The organism is Sporosarcina sp. GTC18466 (genome assembly GCF_055389225.1).
Genome location: NZ_AP044037.1, coordinates 1,374,000 through 1,388,862, shown reverse-complemented (window position 1 = coordinate 1,388,862; position 14,863 = coordinate 1,374,000). Strand labels below are relative to the sequence as shown.

Sequence of the window (14,863 nt, the reverse complement as noted above, 5' to 3'; positions counted from 1 at the left end):
GACCTTATAATGGCCAAGTGCATGGATCGCGAAGATATTAGTGGCAGGGGAGACGGTATGCCACCGCGAATACATGTGGCAGTAATGGAAGTAAGCAACAGGGGGCGGAAAGGCAGCAATCGGACGCTGAAAATAAGTAATGACATGTCGGAAACAAGCAATCGGGCGTCTGAGGTAAGCAATGGCATTGCAGAAGTAAGCAGTAGATAGCCAAAAGTAAGCAATGGAGCGTAGCCGAAACTGGCAATCGGACGCTAAAAATAAGGTGTCTTCTGAAAGTAAGCAATGGAACGCCTGAATCATGCAATAGCAGGGCCTAAGGAAGCAATCAAACGCTAGAAACAAGCAATGGCCTTGCGTTAGAAGCAACGGCGGGCCATAAGTAAGCAATCAGGGATTGTAAAGTAAGCAATGGATCATCGCAAGCTCCTCCCTGCAATCAATCAAAAAATCAGAGAAGCGCCATTCCGGCACTTCTCTGTAACTACCACATTACAATTTAAACCGCCGGACAAGCCCGCTGAGCTCTTCTGCAAGCGTGCTGAGCTGTGAGGAGCTGTCCGCGATTTCTTCCATGGAGCTGGCGGTCTGCTGGACGGAGGCGGAAGTCTGTTCGACGCCGGCCGCGGCTTCTTGCGAGACGGATGCGATTTCGTCGATCGTTCCGTTGATGCGCGAGGTGCTGTCCGCAATGGTCTGCATGTTGCCGGTGACGGTCTGGATGCTGTCACCCATTGCGGAGATGGCGTCGCTGATCGTGTTGAAGGTGTGGCCGGTTGAGCGGATTTGCTCGGTGCCGGATTCGACCTCTTTGTAGCCGTCTGCGAGCGCGTCCGATACCGAATGTGTCTCTTGTTGGATGCGGTTGACGATGCTCGAGATGTCGGACACGGAGCTTGTGACTTGCTCGGCGAGTTTCCGTACTTCATCCGCGACGACCGCAAATCCTTTGCCGTGCTCGCCGGCCCGTGCCGCTTCAATCGCTGCGTTCAGCGCGAGCAGGTTGGTCTGTTCGGCAATCTGGTCGATGACAACGACGAGCTTCGTGATTTCGCTGGAACGCACCGCAAGCCCTTTGATCTGCTCGACGGATTGATGGACAATGCCTTGGATCTTCTCCATCTGCCGCTCGGACGCTTCCATCATGCCTTGCCCTTCAGTGGTGAGATCCAGGACAGCGCCGGAATTCCGGAGGACCGTCTCGCTGTTCTCGTTCGCTGCTTCGACATTCTCGCCGAATTGCTCGAGCAGGATGGCGATATCGCTTGCGCTGTTTGCCTGGGTTTCCGCACCGGCGGAGAGTTCCTGCATCGTCGCAGCGATCTGCGTGGTGCCGATTTTCACTTCATTCGAAGACTGCGTGAGCTCCTCGCTGTGGGAGGAGACGGTCGCCGCAACATCGTCGATCTGCCGGATGACGCTGTTCATATTGCTGTTCATCTGATTCATGGCCCCGACGAGCTGGCCGATTTCGTCCCGCGATTTCGTCATGAGCGGCTCCTGGCCGATATCGCCATCCGCCATTTGGCGCATGCGGCCTGCGACTTCGTTGACCGGCCGTGAGATGCTGCGGGCTGTGAGAACAGCAGCTAAGATTGAAATGAGCGCAATAAGAAGGGAGCCGTACATCGTGATGTTGCTGGAAGTTTCACCAGCCCGGATGACATCCGCCCCGATCTTTTCCATCTCCTTCACCCGCTGTTGCGCAATATCCGCATAGCCGCCTTTGATCGTCATGATTTCCTGCCCGGCTCTCCTGAGGTTCATCTGGGCCTTTTGGGTATCGCCTGCATCATATACTGCAAAAACGTTCTCTTCTATGTACTTTCGCCAATCATGTGTCCGGTCGCTGAGTTCATCGAATTCCGGATTTGTGCCGAACGAGCGGATAGTTTTCTCGTTTTCCTGGCCCGCTTCTGTGTATAAATCAAAATAGTTCTTGTACACCGCGTCGCCGGTAAGCACGTAGCCTTGCGCCATGGAGAGTCGTTCGCCGATGGAAGCCGCAAGATGTTCGCTCGCGAGTATGAGGGTCTGCTGTTTATTGACAATATCCTCTACTGCCTTGTTAGTGCCCTGATTCATGTAGTAATTGTAGGAACTGTACACTCCCGTGAGAAGGATGACTAACCCAAAGCCGAAGAAGATCTTTCTAGATATACGTTTGAATGAAAACATGATATTCACCTTTCCAGTAAATTGCTATTGACGTTTTGATCTAGTAGTGACAAAGAAGAATATACCATGACGATATATCTATTGTAAACATATATATGAGGGACATTTTATCTATTGTGATAGGAGGGCTATCAGGTGATTTTTTTTGAATCAATAGCACTGAGAGCATCCGGCCCGAGAAGTAAGCAATACCGGCCCTGTTTACAGCAATCAAAGCCTGAACTAAGCAACACGGGGCCGCAAGCTAGCAATCAGCTCCAGAAGTAAGCAATCCCCCGTCAGAAGTAAGCAATCTTCACCGCCAATGAAGCAATAACCACAGCCGCGTCATCTCTCCAGCCCGAATGAACACGGAAATGTACAGAATCAGCCCAAGCAGGCGCGGTTGATTGTCCCCAGCAGCCTGAAAGCATTACAATACAGACAATAGTCAAAAGAATAGAGAGAGTGGAAGGGGGCGGCAAAATGAGTGAATTGCAGCGCGTAAATGCGGAGGAATTGACGAAGATTCTTGAAGAGAGCACCATCCCGGTCGTCATCGATTTTTCGACGGAAGGGTGCGGGCCGTGCCAGATCGTCGCGCCGCTATTAGCGGAGCTACAGGAAGAGTTCGCGGGTAAAGTGAGGATCGTGAATCACGACGTCCATATTGACGAAGTGCTTAACAGCAGCAACAAGCATGCGCTTGCATACGATGTGATGGGATTTCCGACGCTCGTCGTGCTGAAAGATGGCGAGGTTGTCGACAACCTGATCGGCATTTCAGATGCGGAGACGCTACGCTCGAGCATTGAGAAAGTCTGCTAACAGCGAAGTTACATAGATTTGCGCATGGAACCGGTCATCGCGCCGGTTCCATCACATGTTGAAGGAGGGGCTAGTATGACGGAGAAAACGACGGACAGCCGGCTGGTGAACGGCATGCATGTGCAGTTGATCAAGTCGGATAAATTCAAGACGAATACAGTTGAAATGAAGTTTATGGTGGACATGGACCGCCTGATGGCGACGCGCCGGGCACTGTTGCCGAAGGTGCTGTTTAAGGGGTCGGAAGCGTATCCGACGCGGCCTGAGATCCAGGACAAGCTGGATGATCTATACGGCGCGACGCTCGGAATGGGCGGCTGGCGCATGGGATCTAAGTATGTCTTCAATGTACAGATGGATTATGGGAATGAGCGGTTCATCCCAGGGGAAAAGACGCTTTCGCGAGATGTGCTTTCATTTTTGAATGAAATGATTTTCCGTCCGCTTGTGAAAGACGGGGCGTTCGACGAAGCGATCGTGCGCCAGGAGAAGGAGACGCTCCGCCGGCAATTGCTTGCGGAAAAGGATGATAAGATGTCATACGCCGCGCGCCGGATGATCGAGGAGATGGCGAAGGACGAAGATTACTCGGTCCGCGACCAAGGGTACCTTGAAGACATTGACGGCATCACAGGCAGCACGCTGTTTGACGCGTACAAGCAGATGATGGCAGAAGCGCGCGTCGACCTGTTCATCGTCGGTGATTTCGATGCGCAGCGGATGGAGCAGGATATCGCTTCAGCGCTGACCGGCTTTGGTGAGTGGAATGCAGGAGACGCGGCGGAGCAAGTCGTACAGCCGGCTGAAAAGAAATCAGCGGAGGCGCCGAAGGAATTCACCGAACATGATTCCGTGCAGCAGGCGCGCCTGAATATCGGCTACCGGTCGCATGCAACGTTCGCGGATGATGAACTCGCGGCGGTGACCGTGATGGCGGTCGTCTTCGGTGGACATGGCGGATCGAAACTGTTCCAGCATGTGCGCGAAAAAGAGAGCCTTGCCTATTACATCAACTCGGACATCGACCTGTTCAGCGACAAGATTTTCGTCTACGGCGGAATCGCTCCTGCCGACTGCAAGAAGGCGATGGACATCATCGACGAGCAGCTGGAAGCGATACGCGCAGGCGAAATCACGGAGACGGAACTGCAGGAAGCGAAGACGATTTTGATCAACCAGCAGCGGGCTTCCGTGGACAGTGCGATGGGGCTGATCGACAATGCCTATAAACAGATCGTCGGCGCAAGAAAGCGTTCGGCTGAACAGTTCATCGAGGAAATCGAACAGGTATCGAAAGGGGACGTCGTGGAAGCGGCGACACGCCTGCAGAAGGACACGGTATTCCTGTTGACGAGCGAGGAGGGGAATTAAATGCAGAAACTAGCGTTTGATCAGATTGGTGAAACGATTTATACAGAGACATTGGACAACGGCCTGAACGTCTGCCTGATCCCGAAAGAGTCGGTGACGAAAGTGTTCGCGACGTTCACGACCGACTTCGGTTCCGCGGATTTGCGGTTCATCTCGCCACTGACAGCGGAAGAAGTGACCGTGCCGCCGGGCGTCGCCCATTTCCTCGAGCACAAGATGTTCGACAAAGGCGAGTATGACGTCACCCAGGTGTTCGCTAAGTACGGCGGGCAGCCGAATGCGTTCACGAGCGCGTCGGAAACGACGTATTACTTCGGCGGTACGAGCCATCTTTATGAAAATGCGAAGACGCTTCTCGATTTCGTGCAGGAACCGTACTTCACGGACGAAACCGTCGACAGGGAAAAGGGCATCATCTCGCAGGAATACCAGATGTACGCGGACGACCCGTCGATGCGCCTGTACACGGAGATGCTGGACAGCCTCTTCAGTGAGAATGAAGTGAAATACCATGTGCTCGGCACGCTTGATTCCATCAACAATATGACGAAAGAGGATCTGCAGGCGGCGTATGACACGTTTTACCATCCGTCCAACATGGTCTTCTGCGTGACAGGCAACTTCGATCCCGAAGAAATGATGGCGTTCATCAAGGAAAACCAGGCAGAGAAATCATTCGCGGCGCAAGGCCCGGTCCAGCGCATCCAAACCGCGGAACCGGTTGCCGTCGCTCAGCGCGAAAAGACCGTCCATATGCAGGTGAGCACGCCGAAAGTGATGGTCGGCATCAAGGAATACGGCAATCCGATTGAAAGCGCGGAGCTCAACAAACGCATCAATTTGACCGAGCTGACGATGGACTGCTTCTTCAACCGCAGCGGAAAGTTCTATCAGGAGCTATACAATGCCGGTCTGATCGACAACTCATTCAGCTACGTCGTTGATTTGAATAAAAACTTCGGCTTCACGGCGCTCGAAAGCAGCACCGACGAACCGGAAAAGCTAGCATCCGAAATCAAGCGCCTCCTTCACGCGCTGAAGGGCGAACGCCCAAGCGAGCTTCAATTCGAACGCCTCAAAAAACGGGCGATCGGCCGCGCGCTCCGCGGCATGAACAGCATCGAAGGAAACGCCCAGCAGTACGTCTGGCACGCCGTCCGCGGTCTTGACTATTACAAGACAATCGAGGACATCCAGGCACTCACGATGGATGAATGGCTTGCGTTCCTAGCAGACTGGATCGACGAAGACCGCCTTGCGGTTTGTACGATCCGTGAATAAAATATAACCCCGCCTTGCCGCTCTGATGAAGGAGTGGCAAGGCGTTTTTGATTGGTCGGGGGGGGACCGTGGAGTAAGCAATGACCAGTGAAAAGTAAGCAACGTGCAGCCGGAAGTAAGCAATGACCAGTGCCAACTAAGCAACGCACCCGGCAAATTGAGCAATCAAGCATAAATGTAAGCAATCCACCGCGCAAAGTAAGCAATCGGTCGCCTGCCGTGAGCAATCAATCCAGCCGGCTCGCCAGGCTGTGGAGTAAGCAATGAACAGTAAAAAGTAAGCAACGTGCAGCCGGAAGTAAGCAATCTAGCATGAAAACTAAGCAACGCGCAGCCGGAAGTAAGCAATGACTAGTGCCGACTAAGCAACGCACCCGGCAAGTTGAGCAATCAAGCATAAATGTAAGCAATCCACCGCGCAAAGTAAGCAATCGCATTCTACTGGTCGGCAATTAATCCTGCCAGCTCGCCAGGCTGCGAAGTAAGCAATGACCAGTGCCAACTAAGCAACGCGCAACCGGAAGTAAGCAATGACTAGTGGAAACTAAGCAACGCACCCAACAAACTAAGCAACAAACCGCAAAACGAAGCAATCCACCGCCAAAAACACGCAATCCAAAAACACGTACCAATCACCGCAGCTCAACTTGGAGCCCCCGCCCCCTCCTCGCCCTTTATTCCACGCCACACAAAAACTTCTCCCCAAACACTATCAGCATTAGACAAAGGTCGCTGTCGAACAAACTGGACGCGTGGAGAGCGGCTGCGAAATACGGATTTCCGCCGCGGTATTTATCAGAATTTTTTAATTTAAAACCAGCCACAAATCAGGTACAGTGGAAAAAAGAGATGTCTTGGGGGAATGGGAATGTGGAGCAAGGTGGCAGCGATCGGGTTCTCGGCGGTGGGGTTCGCCATCTCGGCGGTCTTGCTGTTCGGGGTGGCGGCAGCGGGCGAGTGGGCTGTGCCGACGGAGGCGAAGGGGACGCATATTTTTGACGGGACGATCGAGGAGCAGATGCTGAAGTGGCAGGAGGAGATGGGAAGCGGCGGTTTCACGCCGGCCGAAGTGGAGATCGGGCAGGACGCCATCCGGTTGTATGTGACGGGGACGGGACTTGCGGTGAAAAGGGACAAGAAATAAAGGGACGGCACCGGGCCGTCCCTTTTTCACATATAACCGAGCTTGCGTTTGACGTCTCGTAATTGTTCGATGTGCCGCTTTTCATGGTAGGCGGCAAATGGAATCCATTGGTACAGGTTCACTTCGCCGAACACGGGATGCGTGAAGGAGCGGGCGCGGAGTTCCGCTTCGTCCGCCTGTTCAGCGACATGTTGCAATGCGGCATGCGACTGCGCAAGCTTGTCCTTCAGCTCAGTGAGAGGCGCAAAATCATCGCTTGGATTGACAAACGTCGGCGCTTGCACTTTCACCGAACGGTCCACCGTCCGCTCGATCGGTTTATCGGGGACAGTCGTCACGTCTCCTGCCTTCAGCTGATGTGCGATGGTTTTCGCGATCATGCCTTCCATCAAATATAAATGCTCCAGGATTTGCTTGATCGACCACTCCGCATCCGAGGGCTTGCGGTTCAGCTGCTCATCTGACAGCCCCTCGGATTCATCTAGCAACTCCTTGCGAGTTAGATCATTGATGTTCATACATATCCACTCCTTTATCAGGACAGCATACCATTTTTTAAATGAATGAATGAAATATGAAAGACCGCGGGCCTGCACACTCCGCTCACTCTTGCTCCACGCTCTCAATCACCGATGTCACCTCAAACACGTTGCCATCCTCATCCGCCACATACTCCCGCTTGATCTCCCCGTAGCCAGGCGCGAAATAGCTGCGGCTGACGGCGCCATCATCGTAATCATGCTCAAGTACGATGACATTGTCGAACATGCGCAGCGGCGTTTCAAGCGTCGCGTCGACGTCCTTCACGGTCCACTCGTCAAACGTGCTGCCCTTTTCGATCGGGAACTCCAGGTAAGTGCGCAGCGGCGATAAATGCTCTACGTCGTCCAGGCCGATCTGCACGTCATCGTTTTCCAGCGGTTCTTCCTGCAGCACGAGAATCTTATCGTTATCAAGCTGGTAGGATTTCGCGACTAGGACACCGCCGTTATCCTCATACAGCGTCACATGGGTATCGTCCAGCCAGTCGGTGCGGACGGTGTACGTCGCAAATTCGTTTCCTTCCCCTTTAAAATAAGCCGTCGCGCCGTCCTTCAGGAAAAAGGCAGAGAGGTCATCGCCCTTCAGCGCATCCGGTTTCGGCTCCTCGGCGTCATTTGTCGTTTCCGTATTCCCCCCGGAATCAGGCTTCTCCCAGGCAGGCGGCGCCGATTCTTCCTTTGCGCTGCAAGCTCCAAGAGTCAAAGCTAAGACCGTCAAAACCATCCATTGTCTCACGGACTCCGTCTCCTTTCATTCCAATAATTCTGGCATTCCTTTCTATAAACATGCCTCTTTCTCCCGTTCCCTAATCAAAGGCGGAACAATCATTTCGACGAATGCTTTGCGGAATGCACCTCATATCTGGTACGTTACTAGAAAACAAGCAGGGAAGGGGGACGACCCGATCGATACATGGAAACTGATCGAGCATATCCGGGAAGGCGACCTGAAAGGCGCCATCCGGTACAAGAATGAAGAGATCCCAAAAGCTTTATATAAATACTATCCGCTATTTGACCATCGCTTCAGTTCGTTTGAAGAGGAGAACGACAAACGTCTCCGCATACTCGAGAACGGCGAATTCTGGCTCTCGTCGTATTTTAATCTCAATGACCCATACGAGATGAAGGCGCTGCTGTATGATGAAAGCCGGCTGGCTCCTCCGGGGACGGACCTGACGCGGCTCCACGACTACGTGAAGGAGCAGCAGGCCAAATACGGAATCGGCAGCTTCAGCACGAACTTCAGCCGAAATATGCCGATGTGGGCGCATTATGCGAATAACCATAACGGTTACTGCGTGGAATATGAGGTCATCGATCCGCGCTATCTGTTCAAAGTGTTCTACGAGAAAAACCGGCCGACGACGCCGGAGCTTCCGGAAGAAATGTTCGAGGAAGTGCGTGTGGCGATGCAGAGCGGCAGACGGCCATCCGTCCGGACTGAGGGCATCCTGCTGCTGCTGTTCCTGACCAACTTTGTGAAGCATGACGTTTGGTCTTATGAAGATGAATACCGGATCCTCTACAACTTCCACAAACAGATCGGCATCGGCCAGCCGATCGCCACCGGCAAGCTCGGCATCCGCCCGAAACGCATCTACCTCGGCCTCTCGATCGGCAGCAGCCACCGCGATAAACTGCTCGCCATCGGCAAAACGCTCTCCTGCGAAGTGTGGCAGATGGTCTTCGATGAGGCGATTGCGCAATTTGAACTGAAGGCAGAGCGGCTAGTGTAATTATGAACAACAAAGCATCCCCAAGCGAGGATGCTTTGTTGTTGTATGTATTGAATGGTAAACAGAACTAATCAGTTTTCCACTTGCTGCCCAAGACTTCTCTCCTCAAACACCTCACCCGCCATCCCCATCGCCTGCACAGCTTTCGGGAAGCCGACGCAGCCGACGCAATGGATGATCAGTTCGATGATCTCCTCTTTTGTCATGCCGACGTCAAGCGCGGCTTCCAGATGCACTTTCAGTTGCCCGAACGCGCCTTGCGTGATCAGGGCGGTCAGGGTGATGTACTCCCGCTGTTTCAGGGAGAGCGCGGGTCTCGCGTATAAATCGCCGAAGCCGAATGCGACGATCATGTTCCAGAGGTCCGGGGAGATCGATTTGATATACTGCATATAGTTGCGCGTATCTTCCGTGAAGAGCTCCTCCATGACGCGTGCGCCGGCTGCATATCGCCCGTTTGTCATTGCCTCCCCATCGTCGGCGGGATTTCGTCTTCGTCCACCAATGCTTCCACAACGACCGGTTTGTGTGTTGCCGCAATCTCTTGAAGCGCTTCCCGGATCTGATCACGCAATTCGAATGGATCTCGGGAGGTGTAAGCTGTCAGCCCCATCGATTCGGCGAATTTTGCTGCGTTCATCGGCGTCTCATAAATGCCGCCGATCGACGTGCCGATCATTTTCCGCATCCCTTTTTCCACCATGTCGAGGCGGCCATTGTTGACGACGAGGAAGAGGACAGAGGCGTTGTAATTGTATGCTGTCGAAACTTCCGTGCCATGCATGAACATGCAGCCGTCGCCGACGAGGCAGACGATCGTCTTGTCAGGAGCCGCGAGCTGCGCCCCGATCGAATAGCCGATGCCGTTGCCCATCGCGCCGAAGATATCGTCGAAAAAGAACGTTCCCGGCTCCTCGATGTCAAAGTTCTGGATGGCGTAGAACGAATGGCTGCCGTCATCCCCGAAGACGATGGCGCCGGGTGGCAATTCATTCCGCAATGCGCGCAGCACCTGGACGGCGGACATCCGCTTGCCCGGCCCGTTTTCTTCTAACGGCAGCTCCTCGCGAACGGGAAGAGGAGCGGACTCGCCGGCTTCCGGCGCGTAATCCAGCAGCAGCCTGACGTTCGCCTTAATATCTCCGAGGACGGGGGTCGTTTGAACAGGTATGGACTTGCCGATATACGTCGGATTGTAATCGAACTGGATGATCTGCTCCGGGTACATCGCCTCGGACAAGCCGGCCGTGGACATATCGCTCAAAGAGCTGCCGACGACCACCAGCACATCGACATGGTTTTGGAAATAAGCGGTCGCTTCCGGAGTCCCGCCAAGCCCGAATGCGCCGAGTGAAAGCGGGTGGCGGGACGGGAACGTGCCTTTTCCGCCCGGCGTTGTCACGACCGGGATATTCCAGCGTTCCGCCAGCTGCCTGACCTCTTCATACGCCTTGCTGGAATGGACCCCTTTCCCGAGGAATAAGAGGGGACGCTCCGCCCGGCTGAGCAGTTCCGCCGCGTCCTCGATCAGCGTCGAAACCATGTCATACGGCTTCGGCAGCTCAAGCAGGAACGGGTCGATCTCCTCCAGCAGCACGTCAAACGGAATGGACAGATGCACCGGACCTTTCACGCCGGACACCGCCTTCTCAAGCGCATGCTGTAAAAACGGACGGAGCATGTCGCCGCGCTCCACGCGCGCGCTGAATTTCGTCACATGCTGGAACATGTTCGTAAGATCGGTCCCGAACAGGCTCGAGTCCTGGCCGAGCGATTTCCCTGTATCTTTCATCGACGGATGCCCGGTGATGATGAGAAGGGGGATGTTCGACGCAGACGCCTGCCCGGCTGCAGTGATCAGATTCGTGCCGCCTGGACCCGACGTTCCGACCGCGACGCCGATTTTCCCGTTCATGAGCGCATAACCGGCCGCTTCGAAACCGGCCGCCCCTTCATGCTTGCTCAGGACAAATTCAATTTCCCTTGGAATCATCTCAAAAAGGATCGGGGAGACCGCCTTTCCGGGTATTCCGAAAACATGGTGCACGCCCCAGTGTAAAAAGTTTTCCGTTAAAACAGCAGCTGTTGTAGCCATTCGTTTCCTCCGTTTCCCGCTTTCATTCGGCGAGGTATTCTCTTTCTATGTCACTGGCCGGAAGCGGTTTGCTGAAATAAAACCCTTGCACAAAGTCACATTGCTGATCAATCAGGAAATCCAGCTGCTCCTTTGTCTCCACGCCTTCCGCAATCACTTTCATCTGCAAGTTATGCGCCAGCGTGATGATCGCTTTGACGATGAACGCATTATGGCCGCCGTTCATGAGATCGCCTACGAAAGATTTGTCGATTTTGATGGCGTCGATCGGGAAGTTATGCAAGTAGGTCAGGGAACTGTAGCCTGTCCCGAAATCGTCGATACTGATGCCGATGCCCAGCTCTTTCAGCTGTTTCATCACATGTAAGGAATACTCGTATTCCATCGCCATATATTCCGTGATTTCCAAAATGAGGTAGCGGGGATCGAGCCCTGTCCGCGCGAGCGTCTCTTTGACATGCGACACCAGATCCTTCGTCAGAAACTGCTGCGTGGACAAGTTGACGGACATGCTCACCGGTGTCAGGCCCGCATCCTGCCACGCCTTGTTCTGGACACATGCCTCCTGGATGACCCACTTCCCGATCTGGGTGATCAACCCATTTTCCTCGGCAAGGCCGATAAATTTGCCGGGAGGCAGAAGTCCAAGTTCCGGATGCTCCCATCTGATAAGCGCTTCCAGCCCGAAGATTTCGCCCGTGGCCGGATTAAGCTGCGGTTGATAATGCAAGACGAATTCTTCATTCTCAATGGCCTTATGCAAATCCGTTTCCAGCCGGTACTCATCCTTCAAGCCGGCAAGAAGTTCGGACGTATAGACGACAAACCGATTTTTCCCTTGTTTCTTTGCCTGGTACATCGCATTATCCGCATAGACGAGAAGCTTTTCCGCAGTGATCGGATAGTCGGGATAGATGGCGACCCCGATGCTCGCGGTCGTATGCAGCTCATCGTCCCCGATATAGAACGATTCAACAAACAGGTCAAGCACCTTTGCCGCAAATTCGGCGGGGTAGCCGGGTTCCTCAAAATCTTTCAGCAGGAAGACGAATTCATCTCCCCCCATCCGCGCAAGAACATCATGTTCTCCCAGGCATTCGGACAGGCGCTTGCTGGATTTCTGAAGAAGGATATCCCCGTAAGAATGGCTGAAATTGTCATTGATCACTTTGAACCTGTCCAGATCGATAAAGAGGAGGGCGAGCGATCGCGCAGCCCCGTCCTGAATGTCTGTGACAATCCTCTCCAGCTCCTCTTTTATGAAGCGCCGGTTAGGCAGGCCTGTCAAATCATCGTGATACGCTAAATAATTGTATTTCTCCTTCAGAAAATGGCGTTCCGATATATCCCTGAACTGGCCGAATGCCCCGATCATCCTCTGGCCTTCGTAGATCGGCTGGGCGTCGAACAGGCAGACGACTTGCTTTCCATTCAACGTGAAAGAGATCTCTTCATTTGTATAAATGGTGCCGTTCTTAAGAACCTCTTTAAAGAAACGTCCTGTAATTGGGGAATTGCTTATATTGCGGCCGATGACATCCTGCCGCCGGTTCCCTGAAAGTTCCTCGGCGAAATCATTGAACTCGATTGTAATCCCGTGCTCATCCGTAATGACAATCCCATTCCGCGTCCGGCTGAGCATGATCTGGTTGAGCATATTAAGTTTGCGGTTCTGCTTCCGGAGCAGCAATTCCCGTTCGATCGAATCAACCGCCTGTGTCAGCATCGTCAGGAACATCGGATTCTGGAACTGGATCGGCATCATGATGGAAACACTGCCGAGGAGATTGTTCTCATCGGTGTAATGAAAAGCCGTGCCGTAGCAGGCGATCTCGTGAAGGAACGTATGATAATGCTGCGGTCCAAGAATGGAAATCGGATGCTTCTGCTGCAAGGACAGGCTGATCACGTTCGTCCCTGTGTCCTCCAGCGTGAACAAACTGCCGATCTGGATTCCAAACTGCTCGATCGTCTGCTTGATCGTCTCATCTCCATCAATGGCGAGCAGATATCCTTCTGCGTCCGAGACGACGACCAGAATCGGGGTCCCTTTCAATGAATCCAGCAGCTTATTCGAGAAATAGCGGACAATCGACAAAATCTCCGAATACGACGACCTCTTCGCTTCGAGTTCATCGCCTTCCAAGAAATGTTTTGGTTTCGAAACGACATGCGGATCCATACCGGCTTCTTCACAATACCGGTTTGACGCATCAATATAAGAATAGTCAAGATGACTCATAAATTCCTCCAAGATAGTCAGTCAGTCATATTGAAAAAAGTAACTCTTCCACCTGATTTACAGGAATGGAAACGTTACTAGTTCCTTCATCCGCCATCCATGCAAGCGGGACTGAAATATCAATTCATTTTAACGTTATTAAATAAGTATAGAGTTAGTAGAAGGGAAATTCAATTGCGAGACAAAGGAAAAGTTGAAAACCATTTGGGAAATGTTTCATTAAAAAACGAGCAGGGCAAGAGAGGATACCGAACCTGACCTAGCAAGCGAATCTCATTACGGATGATTTCCTTTAGAAATACGGGGTACTCTTTCTATAGTGCCTGTATTGGCTGAAAATAGAGAGGAGAGATACGATGGAATTCAAAAATATTACAGTGGCGGGGAGCGGCGTGCTCGGAAGCCAGATCGCATTCCAGACGGCATCCAAAGGTTTCCATGTGAGCGTCTACGACATCAATGACGAAGCGCTTGGCAAGGCCAAAAAGCGGATCCGCGCCCTGCAGCCGTACTACGAAAAAGATGTCGGCATGACCAGCGGAGACTTCGACAAGGCGTACGAACGTTTGTCGTTCTCTAGCGATTTGGCGGAAGCCGTGAAGGATGCGGACCTTGTGATCGAGGCAATCCCGGAAGTCGTGAGCATTAAGACATCGTTCTACGAGCAACTTGGGAAAGTCGCACCGGACAAGACGATCTTTGCGTCCAATTCGTCGACATTGCTGCCGAGCCAGTTCGCGGAGGCGACCGGCCGTCCGTCCAAATTCCTAGCCTTGCATTTTGCCAATGAAATCTGGAAGAACAACACGGCGGAAATCATGAAGCACCCGGGCACGGACCCGGCCGTATTCGACAGTGTCATCCAGTTCGCAAAAGAAATCGGCATGGTGCCGCTTCCGCTCCAGAAAGAGCAGCCGGGCTACATCCTCAATTCGCTGCTCGTCCCGTTCCTCGACGCAGCGGAAATGCTGCTCGTCAAGGAAGTGGCAGATCCCGAGACGATCGACAAGACATGGATGATCGGAACCGGAGCACCCATGGGACCATTCGCCATCCTCGATGTCGTCGGCATCACGACCGCCTACAACATCGTCAAAGCGAAGGCGGAGGCGACCGGCCAGGAAGAATTCAAGAAACTGGCCGACCTGCTGCAGCGCGACTACATCGACAAAGGAAAACTCGGCCGTGCCACCGGCGAAGGCTTCTACAAATACCCGAACCCCGCCTTCATGGAGCCGGATTTCCTGAAATAAATGGCGGCAACCCCCTGATTCAGCGTGGATCAGGGGTTTTTCATGCGGCTGCCGGTCTTGTGTGAGCATTGGACGGCCCGAAAGAAGCAATGACCGGCTAAAACGAAGCAATGAGCGACCAAATGAAGCAACCCGCCGCCCGAACAACGCAATCCTCCCTCGTTAAGAAGCAACGAGCATGCCAAACGAAGCAACCCGCCGCCCAAACAAC

Annotated in this window: 12 protein-coding genes; 6 read left to right on the top strand and 6 right to left on the bottom strand. The window is 53.2% G+C overall.

The genetic code is table 11. The annotated features are described in order from the left end of the window. Nucleotides 1-492: 492 nt before the first annotated feature. Complete coding sequence (locus ACZ5FK_RS06755) at nucleotides 493-2,178, bottom strand: methyl-accepting chemotaxis protein (RefSeq protein WP_464807133.1); 1,686 nt, start codon at nucleotides 2,176-2,178, stop codon at nucleotides 493-495. A 465-nt stretch (nucleotides 2,179-2,643) separates the two neighbouring features. Here ACZ5FK_RS06755 and ACZ5FK_RS06750 point away from each other — a divergent pair, with 465 nt between their 5' ends. The 4 genes from ACZ5FK_RS06750 (at nucleotide 2,644) to ACZ5FK_RS06735 (ending at nucleotide 6,781) form a co-directional block, all read left to right on the top strand. Continuing rightward, entirely contained in the window at nucleotides 2,644-2,985 is a 342-nt protein-coding gene (locus ACZ5FK_RS06750) for a thioredoxin family protein (protein ID WP_464807132.1), read from the top strand. A gap of 75 nt (nucleotides 2,986-3,060) precedes the next feature. Next, nucleotides 3,061-4,356: an EF-P 5-aminopentanol modification-associated protein YfmF gene (gene yfmF / locus ACZ5FK_RS06745; RefSeq protein ID WP_464807131.1), complete on the top strand. Its 1,296-nt coding sequence runs from the start codon at nucleotides 3,061-3,063 to the stop codon at nucleotides 4,354-4,356. Next, nucleotides 4,357-5,637 carry an EF-P 5-aminopentanol modification-associated protein YfmH gene (gene yfmH / locus ACZ5FK_RS06740; RefSeq protein WP_464807130.1) on the top strand — a complete coding sequence of 427 codons (1,281 nt, stop codon included), beginning with the start codon at nucleotides 4,357-4,359 and terminating at the stop codon, nucleotides 5,635-5,637. A gap of 868 nt (nucleotides 5,638-6,505) precedes the next feature. Next, nucleotides 6,506-6,781, top strand: coding sequence for a hypothetical protein (locus ACZ5FK_RS06735; protein WP_464807129.1), 276 nt, complete (start codon nucleotides 6,506-6,508; stop codon nucleotides 6,779-6,781). Nucleotides 6,782-6,807: 26 nt separating this feature from the next. On the opposite strand, the gene ACZ5FK_RS06730 is transcribed toward ACZ5FK_RS06735, so the two are convergent. Both ACZ5FK_RS06730 and ACZ5FK_RS06725 read right to left on the bottom strand, forming a co-directional pair. Next, on the bottom strand, nucleotides 6,808-7,299 hold the full coding sequence (locus tag ACZ5FK_RS06730; RefSeq protein WP_464807128.1) for a DinB family protein: 492 nt from the start codon (nucleotides 7,297-7,299) through the stop codon (nucleotides 6,808-6,810). An 85-nt stretch (nucleotides 7,300-7,384) separates the two neighbouring features. Further along, nucleotides 7,385-8,059: a hypothetical protein gene (locus ACZ5FK_RS06725; RefSeq protein WP_464807127.1), complete on the bottom strand. Its 675-nt coding sequence runs from the start codon at nucleotides 8,057-8,059 to the stop codon at nucleotides 7,385-7,387. A 106-nt stretch (nucleotides 8,060-8,165) separates the two neighbouring features. Between ACZ5FK_RS06725 and ACZ5FK_RS06720 the strand changes: the two genes are divergently transcribed. Beyond that, a complete protein-coding gene (locus tag ACZ5FK_RS06720; protein WP_464807126.1) occupies nucleotides 8,166-9,062 on the top strand; it encodes a DUF2971 domain-containing protein in 897 nt (298 codons plus the stop codon). A gap of 71 nt (nucleotides 9,063-9,133) precedes the next feature. On the opposite strand, the gene ACZ5FK_RS06715 is transcribed toward ACZ5FK_RS06720, so the two are convergent. Genes ACZ5FK_RS06715 through ACZ5FK_RS06705 form a run of 3 tightly spaced genes read right to left on the bottom strand, consistent with a single transcriptional unit; the run spans nucleotide 9,134 to nucleotide 13,399 of the window. Further along, nucleotides 9,134-9,526: a carboxymuconolactone decarboxylase family protein gene (locus ACZ5FK_RS06715; protein WP_464807125.1), complete on the bottom strand. Its 393-nt coding sequence runs from the start codon at nucleotides 9,524-9,526 to the stop codon at nucleotides 9,134-9,136. Further along, entirely contained in the window at nucleotides 9,523-11,157 is a 1,635-nt protein-coding gene (locus tag ACZ5FK_RS06710) for a thiamine pyrophosphate-binding protein (RefSeq protein ID WP_464807124.1), read from the bottom strand. The genes ACZ5FK_RS06715 and ACZ5FK_RS06710 overlap by 4 nt, the downstream gene beginning before the upstream one ends. A 22-nt stretch (nucleotides 11,158-11,179) precedes the next feature. Then, nucleotides 11,180-13,399 carry an EAL domain-containing protein gene (locus tag ACZ5FK_RS06705; RefSeq protein WP_464807123.1) on the bottom strand — a complete coding sequence of 740 codons (2,220 nt, stop codon included), beginning with the start codon at nucleotides 13,397-13,399 and terminating at the stop codon, nucleotides 11,180-11,182. 356 nt (nucleotides 13,400-13,755) lie between these two features. Between ACZ5FK_RS06705 and ACZ5FK_RS06700 the strand changes: the two genes are divergently transcribed. Further along, nucleotides 13,756-14,652, top strand: coding sequence for a 3-hydroxyacyl-CoA dehydrogenase (locus ACZ5FK_RS06700; protein ID WP_464807122.1), 897 nt, complete (start codon nucleotides 13,756-13,758; stop codon nucleotides 14,650-14,652). Nucleotides 14,653-14,863 lie beyond the last annotated feature (211 nt).

Bases quoted from the DNA above. Each gene is read 5' to 3' on its own strand.
- ACZ5FK_RS06750 (WP_464807132.1), top strand. From the start codon at position 2,644: ATGAGTGAATTGCAGCGCGTAAATGCGGAGGAATTGACGAAGATTCTT.
- ACZ5FK_RS06700 (WP_464807122.1), top strand. From the start codon at position 13,756: ATGGAATTCAAAAATATTACAGTGGCGGGGAGCGGCGTGCTCGGAAGC.
- ACZ5FK_RS06705 (WP_464807123.1), bottom strand. From the start codon at position 13,399: ATGAGTCATCTTGACTATTCTTATATTGATGCGTCAAACCGGTATTGT.
- ACZ5FK_RS06755 (WP_464807133.1), bottom strand. From the start codon at position 2,178: ATGTTTTCATTCAAACGTATATCTAGAAAGATCTTCTTCGGCTTTGGG.
- yfmH (WP_464807130.1), top strand. From the start codon at position 4,357: ATGCAGAAACTAGCGTTTGATCAGATTGGTGAAACGATTTATACAGAG.
- ACZ5FK_RS06730 (WP_464807128.1), bottom strand. From the start codon at position 7,299: ATGAACATCAATGATCTAACTCGCAAGGAGTTGCTAGATGAATCCGAG.
- ACZ5FK_RS06735 (WP_464807129.1), top strand. From the start codon at position 6,506: ATGTGGAGCAAGGTGGCAGCGATCGGGTTCTCGGCGGTGGGGTTCGCC.
- ACZ5FK_RS06710 (WP_464807124.1), bottom strand. From the start codon at position 11,157: ATGGCTACAACAGCTGCTGTTTTAACGGAAAACTTTTTACACTGGGGC.
- yfmF (WP_464807131.1), top strand. From the start codon at position 3,061: ATGACGGAGAAAACGACGGACAGCCGGCTGGTGAACGGCATGCATGTG.
- ACZ5FK_RS06715 (WP_464807125.1), bottom strand. From the start codon at position 9,526: ATGACAAACGGGCGATATGCAGCCGGCGCACGCGTCATGGAGGAGCTC.